Source organism: Amycolatopsis sp. PSD-21 (assembly GCF_055561455.1).
This window is the reverse complement of record NZ_CM145712.1, coordinates 8,441,359-8,457,687: the sequence shown is the minus strand read 5'-3', so window position 1 is coordinate 8,457,687 and position 16,329 is coordinate 8,441,359. Positions and strand designations below refer to the sequence as shown.

The 16,329-nt window shown below is 70.1% G+C and carries 16 protein-coding genes; 10 read left to right on the top strand and 6 right to left on the bottom strand.

All coding sequences use genetic code 11. The annotated features are described in order from the left end of the window. Positions 1 to 51 precede the first annotated feature (51 nt). From ACZ1DY_RS39735 to ACZ1DY_RS39720, 4 genes are all read right to left on the bottom strand, one after another. The gene (locus ACZ1DY_RS39735) at positions 52 to 2,331 is read right to left on the bottom strand and encodes an AAA family ATPase (RefSeq protein ID WP_465482706.1); all 2,280 of its coding nucleotides are present in this window, start codon (positions 2,329 to 2,331) and stop codon (positions 52 to 54) included. Between the two features lie 286 nt (positions 2,332 to 2,617). Further along, positions 2,618 to 3,589: a CDP-diacylglycerol--serine O-phosphatidyltransferase gene (pssA, locus tag ACZ1DY_RS39730; RefSeq protein WP_125683793.1), complete on the bottom strand. Its 972-nt coding sequence runs from the start codon at positions 3,587 to 3,589 to the stop codon at positions 2,618 to 2,620. A gap of 3 nt (positions 3,590 to 3,592) precedes the next feature. Next, a complete protein-coding gene (locus ACZ1DY_RS39725; protein ID WP_126730354.1) occupies positions 3,593 to 4,321 on the bottom strand; it encodes a phosphatidylserine decarboxylase in 729 nt (242 codons plus the stop codon). 465 nt (positions 4,322 to 4,786) lie between these two features. Next, a complete protein-coding gene (locus tag ACZ1DY_RS39720; protein ID WP_039923570.1) occupies positions 4,787 to 5,068 on the bottom strand; it encodes a GlsB/YeaQ/YmgE family stress response membrane protein in 282 nt (93 codons plus the stop codon). Positions 5,069 to 5,249: 181 nt separating this feature from the next. Here ACZ1DY_RS39720 and ACZ1DY_RS39715 point away from each other — a divergent pair, with 181 nt between their 5' ends. Together ACZ1DY_RS39715 and ACZ1DY_RS39710 are read left to right on the top strand one after the other, a co-directional pair. Then, complete coding sequence (locus ACZ1DY_RS39715; protein WP_465482705.1) at positions 5,250 to 5,813, top strand: ArsR/SmtB family transcription factor; 564 nt, start codon at positions 5,250 to 5,252, stop codon at positions 5,811 to 5,813. Beyond that, on the top strand, positions 5,810 to 7,054 hold the full coding sequence (locus ACZ1DY_RS39710; RefSeq protein WP_465482704.1) for an MFS transporter: 1,245 nt from the start codon (positions 5,810 to 5,812) through the stop codon (positions 7,052 to 7,054). Before ACZ1DY_RS39715 ends, ACZ1DY_RS39710 begins: the two co-directional genes overlap by 4 nt. A 15-nt stretch (positions 7,055 to 7,069) precedes the next feature. Here ACZ1DY_RS39710 and moeA read toward each other — a convergent pair whose 3' ends face one another. Beyond that, positions 7,070 to 8,263 (bottom strand): molybdopterin molybdotransferase MoeA, encoded by a 1,194-nt coding sequence (gene moeA, locus ACZ1DY_RS39705; protein ID WP_465482703.1) that lies wholly within the window; start codon positions 8,261 to 8,263, stop codon positions 7,070 to 7,072. A 73-nt stretch (positions 8,264 to 8,336) separates the two neighbouring features. On the opposite strand from moeA, the gene ACZ1DY_RS39700 reads away from it, so the two are divergent. From ACZ1DY_RS39700 to groL, 5 genes are all read left to right on the top strand, one after another. After that, the gene (locus ACZ1DY_RS39700; protein ID WP_034308282.1) at positions 8,337 to 9,014 is read left to right on the top strand and encodes a TIGR00266 family protein; all 678 of its coding nucleotides are present in this window, start codon (positions 8,337 to 8,339) and stop codon (positions 9,012 to 9,014) included. 4 nt (positions 9,015 to 9,018) lie between these two features. After that, positions 9,019 to 9,642, top strand: a complete 624-nt coding sequence (locus ACZ1DY_RS39695; protein ID WP_465482702.1) for an AIM24 family protein — start codon at positions 9,019 to 9,021, stop codon at positions 9,640 to 9,642. Between the two features lie 114 nt (positions 9,643 to 9,756). Beyond that, positions 9,757 to 9,963 carry a cold-shock protein gene (locus tag ACZ1DY_RS39690; protein ID WP_005164266.1) on the top strand — a complete coding sequence of 69 codons (207 nt, stop codon included), beginning with the start codon at positions 9,757 to 9,759 and terminating at the stop codon, positions 9,961 to 9,963. A 56-nt stretch (positions 9,964 to 10,019) separates the two neighbouring features. After that, a complete protein-coding gene (locus ACZ1DY_RS39685; protein WP_465482701.1) occupies positions 10,020 to 11,462 on the top strand; it encodes a serine/threonine-protein kinase in 1,443 nt (480 codons plus the stop codon). Positions 11,463 to 11,711: 249 nt separating this feature from the next. Continuing rightward, positions 11,712 to 13,340, top strand: a complete 1,629-nt coding sequence (gene groL, locus ACZ1DY_RS39680; RefSeq protein WP_005164277.1) for a chaperonin GroEL — start codon at positions 11,712 to 11,714, stop codon at positions 13,338 to 13,340. Positions 13,341 to 13,640: 300 nt separating this feature from the next. Here the strand turns inward: groL and ACZ1DY_RS39675 are convergent, their stop codons facing one another. Next, positions 13,641 to 13,865, bottom strand: coding sequence for a PspC domain-containing protein (locus ACZ1DY_RS39675; RefSeq protein ID WP_126730366.1), 225 nt, complete (start codon positions 13,863 to 13,865; stop codon positions 13,641 to 13,643). A gap of 128 nt (positions 13,866 to 13,993) precedes the next feature. Between ACZ1DY_RS39675 and ACZ1DY_RS39670 the strand changes: the two genes are divergently transcribed. The 3 genes from ACZ1DY_RS39670 (at position 13,994) to ACZ1DY_RS39660 (ending at position 16,236) form a co-directional block, all read left to right on the top strand. After that, complete coding sequence (locus ACZ1DY_RS39670) at positions 13,994 to 14,764, top strand: nucleotidyltransferase domain-containing protein (RefSeq protein ID WP_465482700.1); 771 nt, start codon at positions 13,994 to 13,996, stop codon at positions 14,762 to 14,764. Next, entirely contained in the window at positions 14,764 to 15,558 is a 795-nt protein-coding gene (locus ACZ1DY_RS39665) for a transporter substrate-binding domain-containing protein (protein ID WP_257484027.1), read from the top strand. The genes ACZ1DY_RS39670 and ACZ1DY_RS39665 overlap by 1 nt, the downstream gene beginning before the upstream one ends. Positions 15,559 to 15,636: 78 nt before the next feature. Next, positions 15,637 to 16,236, top strand: a complete 600-nt coding sequence (locus tag ACZ1DY_RS39660; protein WP_465482699.1) for an RlpA-like double-psi beta-barrel domain-containing protein — start codon at positions 15,637 to 15,639, stop codon at positions 16,234 to 16,236. The last annotated feature ends 93 nt before the right edge of the window (positions 16,237 to 16,329 follow it).

The window sequence follows — 16,329 nt, the reverse complement described above, 5'->3', positions numbered from 1 at the left end:
CGTACGCGAAAAGGCCCGCTTCCTCACGAGGAAGCGGGCCTTTTCACATTCTCAGACCTGGGTCTGCGCGTAGGCCTCCAGCGCCGCGAGCTGGGCCGGGTCGAGCGACGGGCGCACGGCCTGCGCCGCCTTCGTCAGATGCTCGGCGGTGACCTCCTTGGCCTCCAGCGACTCGCGCATCGCGGTCAGCGCGGCCTCCCGGATCAGCGCCGCACAGTCCGCCGCCGAGTAACCGTCCAAAGTGGCCGCATACGCCGCGAGGTCCACATCGGACGCGAGCGGCGTGTTCTTGGCGCTGGCGGCCAGGATCGCCTCGCGGGCGTGCGCGTCCGGCGGCGGGACGTAGACGCGGCGCTCCAGCCGTCCCGGCCGCAGCAGGGCCGGGTCGACCAGTTCCGGCCGGTTCGTCGCACCGAGGACGACGACCTCGCGCATCGGCTCGACACCGTCCAATTCGGTCAGCAGGGCCGCGACCACGCGGTCCGACACGCCGGAGTCCGAAGACTGGCCGCGGCGTGGGGCGAGCGCGTCGATCTCGTCGAGGAAGATCAGCGACGGCGCGGCTTCGGCGGCGCGGCGGAAGAGTTCCCGCACGGCACGCTCGGACTCGCCGACCCATTTGTCCATCAGTTCGGCGCCCTTGACCGCGAAGACGTTCAGCGCGCCGGTGCCCGCGAGCGCGCGGACCAGGAACGTCTTGCCGCCGCCGGGCGGCCCGTACAGGAGCACGCCGCGCGGCGGGTCGACGCCGAGGCGGGCGAACGAGTCCGGGTAGCGCAGCGGCCACAGCACCGCCTCGGTGAGCGACTGCTTGACGTCGGTCATGTTGCCGACGTCGTCCAGCGTCAGCCCGCCGGTGGCCAGATTGTCCGAAGTGGACATCGAAATGGGACGGACGGTGGTCAGCGCGTCGAGCAGATCCTGCTGGGAGATCCGGGGTTCGTCGGCCTCGCGTTGCCGCAGCGCGGCGCGGAGGGCGGCGTCGCGGCGGAGCGCGATGAGGTCCGCGGCCACGAAACCGGGGGTGCGCTCGGCGATCGGGCCGACGTCGACGCCGGACTCCAGCGGGGCTTCGCGCAGGAGCACGCGCAGCAGTTCCGTGCGGGTCTTCGAGTCCGGGAGCGGCAGGCCGAGTTCGCGGTCGAGCAGGTCGGCGGCGCGCAGCCGCGGATCGGTGGACTCGGCCCGCCCGGTGGTGGCGACGACGGCGAATCCCTTGTGGCGCAAGGCTTTTCGCAGGTCATCGAGGACCACCGTTGCGAGTGGCGGCGGCTGCGACGCGGGCAGCAGGGCGTCGATGTCGGTGATCAGCAGGACAGCGGGGTCTTCGTCACGGGTGGCCTGCTCGATCGCCTCCCGCAGGCGCGCCGCGGCGACGCTCGGTTCGAGGACGGCGATGTTCGGCGCCGCGAGCGACACCACCCGCACCTTCTCGGCCTGGGCCACGGCGCGGACCAGGGTCGCCTTCCCGACGCCTTCGGGCCCGGACAGCAAGACGCCGAGATGCGCCGACGTCCCGAGTTTCGCCAGCAGCTCCGGGCGATGGAAGGCCAGGTCGAACCATTCGGCGAGCTTGCGCGCGGCCGCTTCGGAACCGGCGAGGTCCGACAACGGCGGCACGGTCTCCTCGGCGGCCTCGTCGATCCGCTCGTCTTCGACGATCTCGGCGTCGATGAAGTCCTCGTGTGGCGTGGAGGGCGTGCTGCGCACCAGCGTCGTCCCGGCGCGGGCCGGGGCGGCGGCGGGCGCGGCCTCGCCGGTGCGGGCGCCATCCCGCCAGCTGACCACAGTGGACGGTCCGACGGCGACCGGCCCCGACGGCTCGGTGGCCGTGACGGTGAGCAGCTCGTTGGTCCACGTCATCCCGATGGCGCGGGAGAGCTGGCCGCGGACCGCGGAGACGTCCGAGCCCGGTGCGGGCGCGAGATCCTGGGGCAGCAGGGAAACGGCGTCGCCGACGGTCAGGACCTTGCCGATCAGGGCGAGCCGCAGGGTGTGCGGGGAGAGCGACACGCTCGCGATACGCGAACCCGCCACGGTGACCGTCTTCGCGGCCGACACCTCCGCCGGCGCGACGACGACCTCCGACCCCTCGGTCACGCCGAGGTTCGACATGGTGACGTCGTCGAGGAGGATCACCCCCGGGATCCCCTCCGCGTCGGACGGGGCGGCCAGCGCCGAGCTGACGCGCGCGCCGGTGACGCGGACGGCGTCCCAGGCCATCAGGCCGAGCGCGTCGAGGACTTCGGGGTGCAGCCGGACGACGCCGCGGCGGGAGTCCAGTGCGGACGGGGTGTGCCGGACGGTCAGCGTGATCTGGGGTGCGCTCACCCCGCCACCCTATCTACGCGGACCGGGCCCAGCGGTCGAAGGACAGGATCTCCCCGGCGGGTCGCCGGGCGGCGGGGGAGAAGCCGCGCCCAGGTCGGCCGGGGGGTGTCGCGAAAGCCACTTTCGGGACACGAGACGTCTCGAAAGTGGCTTTCGCGACACCCTGCGTTCCCGGCGATCCCCAAGTTGTCCACAGCTTCACCCACTTGTGGACAACCCGGACATCTGATCCCGTTTCCAGTTCGGGTCGTGACCGAGGCGCGCCTGCCTCGAGGTTCTGGCAGGCTCAGCGTTTCCGGAGGCCGATCCGGCGCCACGAGCGGCGTCGCGGGCCCCGGCCGTTGTCCCGGTCCTTGTCGGTGCTGATGGTGCGCGGAGTCCGCGCGACGTGCTGTTCGCCCCGCTGGAGCCGGACCCGCTGAGCGGCGCCGGCCACCACCCGCCGCAGCGGCGGCCGCAGGCCGAGACGGCGGCGGCTCGAACGCCGCCGGATCGCGCGCCGTTCCCGCGGCGGCGCCATCCACGCCTCCGGGTGGTTCGCCAGCCACCGTTGCCGGTACACCGAGTACGGGATGTGCGCCAGGTACAGGATCAACGCGATCGCCAGCGCCACCAGCGGGAACTGGATGATCGCGGCGGCCAGCAGGCCCACCCCGACCAACAGTGGCGCGATCGCCTTGGGCGGCGCCTTCACCGTCTTCAGTGACAGCGTCGGGATCCGGCTGATCAGCAACGCGGCCACGGCGATCGTCCACACCCACACCACGTACTGGTGCGACCACCAGCCCTGCCCGAACTGCAGCTCCAGGATCAGCGGCAGCATCGCCAGCAGACCACCGGCGGGCGCGGGCACACCGACGAAGAACTCGCCCGCGTACGGCGGCTGCTCGGTGTCCTCGATCAGCGTGTTGAACCGCGCCAGCCGCAGGATCATGCAGACCGCGAAGATCAGCGACGCCACCCAGCCGATCCGCTCGCCCTCCGCGTGCCAGACGTACAGCACCAGCGCGGGCGCGACACCGAACGAGATCCCGTCCGACAGCGAGTCGAGCTCCTGCCCCATCTTCGACGTCGCGTCCAGCAGCCGCGCGATCCGGCCGTCGAGACTGTCGAGCACCGCGGCGATCCCGATCGACGCGATCGCCATCGGGTAATTGCCGATCAGCGCGAACTGCACCGACGACAGACCGGCGCACAGGGCGAGCACCGTGATGGCGTTCGGCAGCAGCCGCACGCCGGGAGTGGTCACGCGGACCATGGATCAGCCTTCCGGGTGCGGCGCCGTGGGCAGCTCGGCGATCGGCGTCTCGCCGCCGATCGTGCGCTGGCCCTTCGAGACGAGGACCTTGCTGCCCGGCGGCAGGTACAGGTCGACTCGCGAGCCGAAGCGGATGATGCCGTACGTCGCGCCGACGCCGACCTTGTCACCCTCGCGGATCTCACAGAGGATGCGCCGGGCCACCAGGCCCGCGATCTGCACCACGACGAGCTCGTGACCGTCGTCGGTGCGCATGAGCACGGAGTTGCGCTCGTTGTCCTCGCTCGCCTTGTCCAGGTCCGCGGACAGGAACTTCCCTGGCCGGTACGCGACCCGCTCGATCACGCCCGACGCCGGAACCCGCTGGACGTGCACGTCGAACACCGACAGGAACACGCTCACCCGCATCCGCGGTTCGGCGGGCAGCCCCAGCTCGGGCGGCGGCACGGCCTCCTCGATCAACGAGACCAGACCGTCCGCCGACGCGACCGCGAGGCCGGACTGGGCGGGCGGGACGCGCTTCGGCTCACGGAAGAACGCGGCCGTGGCGGCCGTCGCGAGCGCGCCGACGACGCCGAGGCGCTTGGAGAACCTCCGCAGCACCAGCGTCGCGGCGAGACCGCCGAACACGAACGGCCTGCCGGCCGGGTGCATCGGCGGGACGGTCTCGCGGGCGAGTTTCACGGCGTGCGCGAGGGGGTTACCAGTGGCTTCCGGCCGGTTGCCGCTCATTGGTCGGGTTCACCGCAGTTCGTGTCGGGGGGTCGGGACAGGAAGAGCCACCACGCTACCGCCCTGTCCGGAGCCGGGCCGTGGCCTCCCCCGGAAGGGTTTCCCCGGGCCGGGTGGGCGGGGCCACATCCCGGTAACGGTAGGTGGAAATCAGCGATAACTCTAGGTAGTTGATGCCGATCACCGACCTGGAGGACCCTCGAATGCCCGCCAGTCCGGACCCCGCAGGCGAGCGACTCGCCGAGCTGTTCCGCGCCTGGAAGAGGGACATTTCGGCGGCGCCGATGCCTCCGCTCGTCGATCCCGTCCGCGCCGTCTCGGTCATCGCCGAAGCACGCGCGTCCGGGCGCATATGCCCCCCGACGGCACATGCGACCGGACGCGGCCGCTGGAACTGAGCGAAACTCCCACTGTAGTTCGCCGGACGCTCTTGATCACCGATCGCGAGAAAACCGTTACCAACGGTCATCGGCGATAAGAGTCGCTCCGCCCCGAGCCACGCACCAATCGCAGCAGGGCGAGCAGCACGATCGAACCGAGGATGGCGACGCCGAAGCTGGGGAAGTCGAACTCGAAGGTCCTCTCGGTGCCGGTGGCGAGCCGGTAGATGAAGCCGCCGAGCGCCGCGCCCAGCACGCCGATCAGGATGCTGAACAGGCAGCCACCCCGCCGGTCCGGGCCGCCGACCACGACGTTGGCCAGCCAGCCGGCGATGGCGCCGAACACGATCCACGAGAAGAAACCCATGCCATCGAGGTTACGTGGGCTGCCCGGGCCTGCCCCGGTGGCGCCGTCGCCCGGGGTGGTCGTGAGCGGCGATTCGGCTTAGAACCCGAATCGCCACTCACGACCACCCCGACCCACGCCTTTCCCGCAGTTGCACAAGCAGACTTGTACAAGAAGTCTTGTGCAACTACTGTTGTGCGTCATGGCCGACCGTGAAGTCCACGAAGTCCACGATTCGAAGGTTCTCGCCGCGATGTCGCATCCGCTGCGGCGCCGCCTGCTCGACGTCCTCCGCCTCGACGGCCCGTGCACCGCGTCCGTGCTCGCCGAGCGGACCGGGCAGGCGGTCGGGAACGTCAGCCACCACCTGAAGGTGCTGGCCGCCAGCGACCTGGTCGAGGAAGCGCCGGAGCTCGCCCGCGACCGCCGGGAACGCTGGTGGCGCCGCGTCGGCTACGCGGTTTCCTGGTCACCGTCGGACTTCCCCGACGACCCGGTCGCGGCCGCCGCCGAATCCCTCGCCCTCGAACGCCAGGTTTCCATGGCGCGCCAATGGTTCGCCGAACGCGAGACCTATCCGGCGGAGTGGCATCGCGCCGCCTTCGCCACCGACAGCTGGGCGAAGATGTCGGTCGCCGAACTGGCCGAACTCGAACAAAAGGTCCACGAGCTGATCAAGTCCTACAGCGGCCGTGAGATCCCGGACGACGGCCAGGAACGCCGCCCCGTCTTCATCGCCACCCGCGCCGTCCCGGCCCGCCCGTGACCACCCGCGAACGCGGCGGATTGCTGCGCTCGAGGGATTTCCGGCTGCTGTGGACGGGCGAGACGACCAGCGTGCTCGGCAGTTCCATCGCCGTCGTCGCGTTGCCGCTCGTCGCGGTGGTCACCCTGCAGGCCAGCACGTTCGCCGTCGGGCTGCTGACCGCGGCCGCCTGGCTGCCGTGGCTGCTGATCGGCCTGCCCGCCGGCGCCTGGGTCGACCGACGGCCGAAACGCCCGATCATGCTGGTGTGCAACGGCATTTCCATGCTGGTGTTCCTGAGCGTTCCGGTCGCGGCCTGGTTCGGCCTGCTCACGATGACCCAGCTCATCGTCGTCGCCCTGGCCGGCGGCGTCGCGAAGGTGTTCTTCAACGTCGCGTACCGCGCGTATTTGCCTTCGCTGGTCGAGAAGGACCAACTCCAGGAAGCCAATGAAAAGCTGCAGGGCAGCGAATCCGCCGCGCAGATCGGCGGACCGGGGCTCGCCGGCCTGCTCGCGCACTGGTTCGGTGCCGTCTCCGGAGTGCTCGCCGACGCGATCAGCTTCGGGATCTCCGTGCTGTGCCTGCGATCCATCCGCCACCGCGAGCCCGAGCGCCCGGCGAAGACGCGTTCGCGGCTGCGGGACGAGATCCGCGACGGGCTCGATTTCGTCGTCCGCGACCCGTATCTGCGTGTCCTGGCGGTCTTCGGCGCGATCTCGAACGTCGCGCTGATGGGCTACCAGTCGATCGAGGTCGTCTTCCTCGTCCGTGACCTCGGCGTCGGGGAGGGCACCGCCGGGCTCGTGCTCGCGCTCGCCGGCGCGGGCGGCGTCTTCGGTGCCGCGCTGTCGGGAAGACTCGCCGCGCGGATCGGCACGGCGCGTGCCTTCGTGCTGTGCGAAGCCTTCGGCGCGTTGATGATGCTGCTCGGCCCGCTCGCGAACGGCGGCTGGGGACTCGCGTTCTTCGCCGCCGCCGGGTTCTCGCTCAGCGCCGGCGTCGTCGGTTCGAACGTCCTCAACGCCACCTTCAAACAGCGGTACGTCCCGGCGGCGATGTTCGGCAGGGTCACCGCGAGCATGTCCGTGCTCAGCTTCGGCGCGATCGCGCTCGGCGGCCTGCTCGGCGGGCTCCTCGGGGAGATCGCCGGTGTGCGGCAGACGCTGGGCCTGATGGCCGGGCTGGAGGTGATCGCCGTCTTCGCCCTGCTGTTCACGCCGATCGGCCGGTGCCGCGACTTCCCGCCGGATCGCGTTTAGCCCGCTAAACGCAGGTCAGAGCAGGAGGACGGACACCTCGTCGCCCTGCTCGACCGAGTCCACGTCCTCCGGCAGCACGATCAGGCAGTTCGCCTGCGTGAACGACGCCAGCAGATGCGAACCCGGCCCGCCGCGCGGACCGACGATCCCGGTGACCTCGCCCTCGGAATGCGTGTAGAAGCCCCGCCGGAACTGACGCCGCCCGGCGGGCGAGGTCATCGCCTCGGTCAGCCGGGCCCGCACCTGCTGCCGGTCGACCCCCGTGTGCCCCATCGCCGAGAGCAGCGCTGGCCGCAGGAACGCTTCGAAGGAGACGAGCACGCTCACCGGATTGCCCGGCAGCGTCACCACCGGCACTCCGTCCCAGCGTCCGCAACCCTGCGGCCCGCCCGGCTGCATCGCGACCTTCCGGAACTCCACGCCCTGCCCGGTCAGCGCGTCCTTCACCACTTCGTACGCGCCCGCGCTGACCCCGCCCGAGGTCACCAGCAGATCCGCGTCCGCCAGCCGCGGCTCGATCACCGAACGGAACTCGTCCACGTCGTCGACCACACTGCGCACGACCTCGGCCTCGCAGCCGAGCGCGCGGATCGCCGACGCCAGCATGATGCTGTTCGACTCGTAGATCTGCCCGTGCCGCAACGGTTCCGGCGCGTCGACGAGTTCGGTGCCGGTGGACACGACGAGCACCTTCAGCGGCCGGTACACGGGAACCTCGGCGAGCCCGACGGCCGCCGCGAGGCCCAGTTGCGCCGGGCCGAGCACGGTCCCGGCCGAAAGCGCCACGGTGCCCTCGACGACGTCTTCGCCCCGGCGCCGGATATGCGTGCCCGGGACGACTGTCCGGAGAATCCGGACATCCGTCACACCACCGTCCGTGTGCTCCACCATCACCACCGCGTCGGCGCCGGGCGGCAACGGGGCACCGGTCATGATGCGGTGCGCGGTGCCCGGCTCCAGCTTCGTGATGTCGACCCGGCCCGCGGGGATGTCTTCGGCGACCGGCAGCGTCACCGGTGCCTCGGCGACATCTTCGGCGCGGACGGCGTAACCGTCCATCGCCGAGTTGTCGAACGGCGGCAGCGAAACCCCCGCGCGCACGTCCTCGGCCAGGACGAGCCCGGCGGCGGAGGCGAGCGGAAGGCGGATGACAGGGGCGTTTCCGAGCAGGCCGGTGACGGTCTCCCGGTGGGCGTCGACGGAGATCACCGGACCATCCTCCTCGGTCGGGGGTCGCATGCAAGACTCTGCGCGTCACAACCACCACCGGGGAGAAGAAGACATGCAGGTTCAGATCCGTCACCAGCCCTCGTTCGCGGTGGCGAGGCTCATGCTCGCCCCGGGTGAGCCGGCGCAGGTCGAGTCGGGCGCGATGATGGCGACGAGCTACGGCGTGCAGGTCCAGTCCCAGGCGCAGGGCGGGATCATGAAGGGGCTCGGCCGTGCCTTCCTGTCCGGCGAGTCGTTCTTCATCTCCACCTACACCGCCCCGCAGAACGGCGGCTGGGTCGACGTCGCCGCGAACCTGCCGGGCGACATGCAGATCATCAACCTCGACGGCCGCACCGGCTGGTGCGTCACCCGCGGCTCGTGGCTCGCGTCGTCGCACGGCGTGCAGACCGAGACCAAATGGGGCGGGCTCAAGAACCTCGTCGGCGGCGAGGGCGGCTTCCTGACCCACGCGACGGGACAGGGCCCGCTGGTCGTGGCCTGCTACGGCGCGCTGGAGACGGTGACCCTGCAGCAGGGCGAGGTGATCACCATCGACACCGGGCACGTCGTCGCGTTCGCCGACACCCTGCAGTACCAGATCCGCAAGGTCGCCACCGGCGTCATCCAGTCGATGAAGAGCGGTGAAGGCCTCGTCTTCGACTTCGCCGGTCCCGGCCAGCTGCTCACCCAGACCCGCAACCCGTCGGCGCTGTCCGCCTGGGTGATCGCCCAGGTCCCCTCCCGCTGAGCGCATGCGGGTCCAGACGAGGCACACCCCGAACTTCGGGGTCGCACGAGTGCTGTTGTCCCCCGGCGAGGCCGTCCAGGCCGCCGGGGACACCATGCTGGCCAGCAGTTTCGGCATCACCGAAACCGCTCCCTCCCGCGGCGGTTCGCGGGCGGGCAAGGGCGCGCCGTCGGTGTTCAACGCGCCCGAGGGCGGCGGTTGGATCGACTTCGCGCCGCTGACGGCCGGCGACGTCTATCCGCTGGAATTCACCGGCGGGGAGGGCTGGTGCGTGAACCGGGAGGCGATCCTCGCCCGGCCGGCGACCGTCCGGCACGACGCCGGCTGGGCGCCGCTGCGGACGCTCTTCGGGGCCGACTCCGGCTTCCTGGAGCACTACAGCGGAACCGGGCCGCTCGTACTGGCCGCGCAGGGCCCGGTCGACGCCTTCGAACTCACCGCGGGCGAGCTCGTCACCGTCCGGCCGGACTTCCTGCTGGCCTACCCGGACACCGTGCAGTGCCGTCTCCGCGCGGTCGACCCGTCCGGCCCGCAGTCGGTCCGCACCGGCGAAGGGCTCGCGCTGGACTTCGCGGGACCAGGACGCGTCCTTGTGCAAGCGCGCAATAGGCGGCTTTCCCGCGGATGACCTTCGGACGAATTGAGCATTGCCGACGCCGGTAATTCGGGTAGCGTGAACTGCACTCGAAACCGCCGGCCGGGGCAGAGAAGGCCGTCGGATCCTGTGCTGAGGGAGTGCGCCGTGGCAGTCGGCACCGTCAAGTGGTTCAACTCGGAAAAGGGCTACGGATTCATCGAATCCACCGAAGGGCCCGATGTCTTCGTCCACTACTCGGCCATTCAGGCCGACGGATTCCGGACGCTCGACGAGGGTGATCGCGTGGAATTCGAAGTCCAGTCCGGCCGTGATGGGCGGAGTCAGGCGGCGGACGTCCGCAAGGTCTCTTAAGAGGACTTCGGCCGACCCCCGGCGGCCTCCGGAACTGGCGCGTTAGGCTGCGCTGCGTGACAGGCGATGAGTCGGGGGACCTGACCGGTCGCCGGCTGGGCAACTACCGCATCGACGGAGTGCTCGGCAAGGGCGGCATGAGCGTGACCTACAAGGCCACGGACGTGCGGCTCGGACGCAAGGTGGCACTGAAGGTCATCGGTGATCACCTGGGCGCCGACGCCGAGTTCCGCGAGCGCTTCGTCGACGAGGCGCGGAACACGTCCGCGATCGACCATGCCAACGTCGTGCCCTTGTACGACTTCGGCGAGCTCGAAGGCATGCTCTACATCGCCATGCGGATGGTCGACGGCGGCGACCTCGCCGGCCTGATCTCCGGCGGCCCGATCGCGCCCGCCCGCGCGCTCAACATGCTCGACCAGGTCGCCGACGCGCTCGACACCCTGCACAACCGGGGTCTCGTGCACCTCGACGTCAAACCGGCGAATGTCCTGGTCACCAGCAAGGAGACCTCGCGCGAGCACGTCTACGTCGCCGACTTCGGCCTGACGCGCCGCGGCGCCACCGGACACCGGACCCGCGGCGGCGACTTCCTCGGTTCGCCGACGTACGCGGCCCCCGAGCACCTGCGCGGCGAGCCGCTCGACGGCCGCACCGACCAGTACGCGCTCACCTGCGTCCTCTACGCCTGCCTGACCGGCAGCCCGCCCTTCAAGGGCGACGTGCAGACGGTCATCAAGGGGCACCTGAACGGCGAGCCCCCGGCCATCTCGCGGATCGTCGGCCTGCCGGGCGGGATCGACGAGGTCGTCCGGAAGGGAATGGCGAAGAATCCCGCCGAGCGCTACCCCAACTGTGTTGAGATGATCGCGGCCGCCAGGCGCGCGCTCGGTCCGCTCGCGACTTCGAACGAGCCTCCCGGCCCGCCAGGGGCCGCGGCGCCGGTCCAGCAGACCGCGCCCCAGCAGGCGCCAAGGCAGAACACGCCGCCACAGGGAGAGGGGGGCCCCGTGCACCCGTACGGAGGACAGCAGCCCGGCTACGGCCAGCAGGGACCGGGACCGCAGGGTCCCCCGCCCCAGCAGGGCCCGCCGCCCGGGTACGGCCCGCCCCCGCAGCAGGGTGGCTACCAGCAGGGCGGTTTCCAGCAGGGGCCGCCTCCGGGTTACGGCCCGCCGCCGCAGCAAGGCGGTTTCCAGCAGGGTGGCTTCCAGCAGGGGCCGCCGCCCGGCTACGGCCCGCCGCAGCAGCAGAGCGGTTTCCAGCAGCAGCCCAAGAAGGGCGGCGGCGCCAAGTGGATCTGGATCATCGTCGGTGCCCTCGTGGTCGCGGGCGCGATCGTCGCCGCGATCTTCGTCTTCGGTGACTCGAGCGGCGGCAACGGCCCGCAGACCACCGCGCCGAACATCCCGGTCGGCCCCGGCGGCTCGCAGTCGCAGGCCCCCGGCTCGTCCCTGAAGCCGCCACCGTCGTCGATCTCGATCAAGCCGAGCAACTGAATACCACCGCGCTGACCTGCGGTTCTTGCACTCTCCCCTGGAGAGTGCTAAACACGACATTGGCACTCGACGCCGTCGAGTGCCAGGCAGAGCGGTCACCGATCGCTCGCCTGAAGGTCGGGACGGTGAGGCCGCACCCTTGATCGGGTGGGTCGTCCGTCGCGGGCACCGAGCCTGGCCGAGGAAGAGTCCTGCCGCCGCGCTGTAGTAGGCGTGCGGCGGCGCCCAATACCGGAGGACCACACCGCAATGGCCAAACTGATCGCGTTCGACGAGGACGCCCGCCGCGGTCTTGAGCGCGGCTTGAACACCCTCGCCGAAGCCGTCAAGGTGACCCTCGGCCCGCGGGGCCGGAACGTCGTGCTCGAAAAGAAGTGGGGCGCGCCGACGATCACCAACGACGGTGTCTCCATCGCCAAGGAGATCGAGCTCGAGGACCCGTGGGAGAAGATCGGGGCCGAGCTCGTCAAGGAAGTTGCCAAGAAGACCGACGACGTCGCGGGTGACGGCACCACCACCGCCACCGTGCTCGCCCAGGCTCTCGTCCGCGAGGGTCTGCGCAACGTCGCCGCCGGGGCCGACCCCATCAGCCTGAAGCGCGGCATCGAGGCGGCCGTCGAGGCCATCACCGAGCAGCTGCACAAGGCCGCCGTCCAGATCGAGACCAAGGAGCAGATCGCCGCCACCGCGTCGATCTCCGCCGCGGACCGCACCATCGGTGAGCTCATCGCCGAGGCGCTGGACAAGGTCGGCAAGGAAGGCGTCGTCACCGTCGAGGAGAGCAACACCTTCGGGCTCGAGCTCGAGCTCACCGAGGGTATGCGCTTCGACAAGGGCTACATCTCCGGTTACTTCGTGACCGACCCGGAGCGTCAGGAAGCCGAGCTCGAGGACCCGTACGTCCTCCTCTTCGGTTCCAAGATCTCCACCGTCAAGGACGTCCTGCCGCTGCTGGAGAAGGTCATCCAGTCCGGCAAGCCGCTGCTGATCATCGCCGAGGACGTCGAGGGCGAGGCCCTGGCCACCCTCATCGTCAACAAGATGCGTGGCACCTTCAAGTCCGTCGCCGTCAAGGCCCCGGGCTTCGGTGACCGCCGCAAGGCGATCCTGCAGGACATCGCGATCCTGACCGGTGGCCAGGTCATCTCCGAGGACGTCGGCCTCAAGCTGGAGAACGCGGACCTTTCCCTGCTGGGCAAGGCGCGCAAGGCCGTCATCACCAAGGACGAGACCACCATCGTCGAGGGTGCGGGCGACGCCGACCAGATCCAGGGTCGCGTCAACCAGATCCGCGCCGAGATCGACAACTCGGACTCGGACTACGACCGCGAGAAGCTGCAGGAGCGGCTGGCGAAGCTGGCCGGCGGCGTGGCCGTCATCAAGGCCGGTGCCGCCACCGAGGTCGAGCTGAAGGAGCGCAAGCACCGCATCGAGGACGCGGTGCGCAACGCCAAGGCCGCCGTCGAAGAGGGCATCGTCGCCGGTGGTGGCGTCGCTCTCATCCAGGCCGCCGAGGCCGCCTTCGCCGGTCTGAAGCTCGAGGGCGACGAGGCCACTGGTGCCAACATCGTCAAGGTCGCCGTCGAGGCGCCGCTCAAGCAGATCGCGATCAACGCCGGCCTCGAAGGCGGCGTCGTGGCGGAGAAGGTCAAGTCCCTCCCGCAGGGCCACGGCCTCAACGCCGCCACCGGTGTCTACGAGGACCTGCTCGCCGCCGGCGTGCCGGACCCCACGAAGGTCACCCGCTCCGCGCTCCAGAACGCCGCTTCCATCGCGGCGCTGTTCCTGACCACCGAAGCCGTCGTGGCGGACAAGCCGGAGAAGGCCTCGGCCGCTCCCGCCGACCCGTCCGGTGGCATGGGCGGCATGGACTTCTGAGTTCGAGCCTGTAGCACCACCGGAAAGCCCGGACGCGCCTCGCGCGTCCGGGCTTTTCCTTTGCCTCGTTCCCGTAACTCGCGTGTTTGGGGCCGTAACTCGCGTGATTGGAGCCGTAACTCGCCAACCGGGCGTGATACGGCTCCGATCACGCGAGTTACGCCTCTGGACACGCGAGTTACGGCCTCAGTCACGCGAGTTACGGCGAAAGGAAAGGCCCGGGCATCCCCATGCCCGGGCCTTTCCTCTGTCCCCCTGCCCCTTCGGACGCCGCGCCCCCTGCGCGCGGCGTCCGCCCCGTCAGGATTCGCCGGGCTGTTCCGGGGTCAAGAGCCAAGCGGCGGCGTAGAGCGGGATCGCGAAGCCGGCGGTGAAGAAGACGCCCGCCACGAGCGCGATGCGCAGGATCGCGGCGTCGACGCCGAGGTAGGCGGCCCAGCCGCCGGCGACGCCCGCGACCATCTTGTCGGTGCGGCTGCGGTAGAGCTTCTTGGTGGCCTGGGGGGTGTACACGCTGTTGGTCATGGCTCCATGCTCGTTCCGGAACGGCCCCCGGCGCATCGGGGAACGGCCCCGAGCCGACCCTGGAATCCGACCCTGAGGGGCCGAAAACCGGATGCCCCGGGAAAGCTCGCGCTGGTACGACTTCTCCGGTGAAACACGACAGCCCCGAATTCGCCGCCATCGCCGAGCAGGGCACCATCCTGCGGTGCCAGGTCGGTTCCGGTCTGCACGGCACCGCCGTGCTCGGCCAGGACGACCGCGACGAACTCGGCATCTGCGTCGAGCCGCCGGACCACGTCATCGGCCTGAAGCGGTTCGAGCAGTACATCTTCCGCACGCAGCCCGAAGGCGTCCGGTCCGGTCCCGGCGATCTCGACCTGATCGTCTACTCGTTGCGCAAATGGCTGCGGCTCGTGCTCAACGGGAACCCGACCGTGCTGCTGCCGCTGTTCGCGCCCGAGGCCGAGATCGTGGCGATCGACGAGCTCGGTGCCGAACTGCGCGAGAACGCGCACCGGATCGTCTCGCGCCGTGCGGGCCTGCGGTTCCTCGGCTACTCCCGTGCGCAGCGCGAGCGGATGCTGGGGCTGCGTGGCAAGGCCGGGCGGCCGGAGCTGATCGAGAAGTACGGCTTCGACACGAAGTTCGCCATGCACATGGTGCGCCTCGGCGTCCAGGGCGTGGAGCTGCTGGAGACCGGGCGGATCACGTTGCCGGTCCCCGAACCGTGGCTCGGCTGGCTCCGCGATCTGAGGCAGGGCGAGAAAACCCGCGAGGAAGCCTTGGAAGCGGCCGAGTCCCTCGAGAGCCGTCTCGGCGAACTCGTGCGCGGGGCGTCGCCGCTGCCGGAGGAGCCCGACACCGCCTGGGTCGACGCTTGGCTCGTGCAGGCCTACCTCCGGGCGTGGAAAATGCCTTGATGACGATCAAAGCGAAAGTGCTCACGTTCGGGGTCGCGGTGCTGACCGTGCTGGGAATCGGCACGGCCGGCGCCGCGCCCGAAGGTCATGGCGCGCAGAACAGGCTCGACCTCGTCCAGGCTCGCGGCGAGATCCGCGTGTGTTCGACGGGCGACTATCGCCCGTTCACCCATCGCGACGCGGCGGGCGCGTGGAGCGGGATCGACATCGACCTCGCGGGCGACCTCGCGAAGCGGCTCGGCGTCCGGCTCCAGCTGGTCCAGACCACCTGGAAGGCGATCGCCGACGACGTCGGGCGGAAATGCGATCTGGCGATGGGCGGGGTGTCGGTGACGCTGGACCGCGCGAAGAAGGGGTTCTACACCGTTCCCTATCTCCGGGATGGCAAGACGCCGATCACCTTGTGCGAGAACGAAAAACGGTTCCAGACGCTGGAGCAGATCGACCAGCCGGGCGTCCGGGCGATCGTGAATCCGGGTGGTACCAACGAACAGTTCGCCGACGCCAATCTCAAGCGCGCGACCATCGTGCGGCATCCGGACAACAACACGATCTTCGCCGAGATCCTGGCGGGCCGGGCCGATCTGATGATCACCGACGCGACCGAAACCCGTTGGCAGGCAAAGCAGAACCCGCGGCTGTGCGCGGTGCATCCCGACGAGCCGTTCACCTTTTCGGAGAAGGCGTACCTGATGCCGCGCGACATCGTGTTCAAGGAGTGGGCCGACCAGTGGCTGCATCTCGCGCTCAACGACGGCACCTACGCGCGGATCGCGAAACCCTGGCTCGGCTGAAATCGGTTTGAACCACTTCCGTTACCCGGCCGTATCCCTGGATGTGGGTGAGGAGGAACCAGACCGGAGGAAGCACCGATGATGAACAGTGCCGGGAAACACCGCAAGCGTGCGACGATCGGCATCGCGTCCGTTCTCGGCGTGGCCGCCATCGCCGCGGCGATGTTCGCGATCAGCACTCCGGACGGGCAGGCCGCGGAAAGCTGCCAGGGACTGGACACCGCCCTGCGGAACAACCTGAACTTCATCGCGGGCCAGCAGGCGGATCCGGACGCGCAGTCCGCGGCGCGGATCGCGAACCGGCAGGCCGTCGTCGACCTCATCCAGCAGCGTCGCGAAGCCGCGGGGTGCACCGAGGACGTACAGGCCGACGCCGTGAAGCAGGAGCAGGACGACGCCATGGCGGGTGAGGCCGTCGAGCAGGCGGCAGGGGAAGTCGTCTGTCAGGGCTCCACGGTGACGCTGTCCGGCGAGGGCGGTGCGCCCGCGGCGTCCAGCAGCGAATTCCCGGCGGGCACCAAGCTGAAGGTGACGAACCTGGACAACGACAAGTCCACGACCGTCGAGGTCACCGGTGTTTCCGGCAGTTGCGCGCTGCTGAACAACGCGGCCTTCGAACAGGTCCGCGAACCCGGGAAGTTCCTGATCCGCCGGGCCACCATCGAGCGGGTCGGCTGAGACACCCGCGCCGGGGCGGGGAAGACGCGGACGGTCCCGGTGCGGAGGCGGCACGAGTCCTCCTGGTCCCCTCGGCCAGGAGGGCTCGTGGTC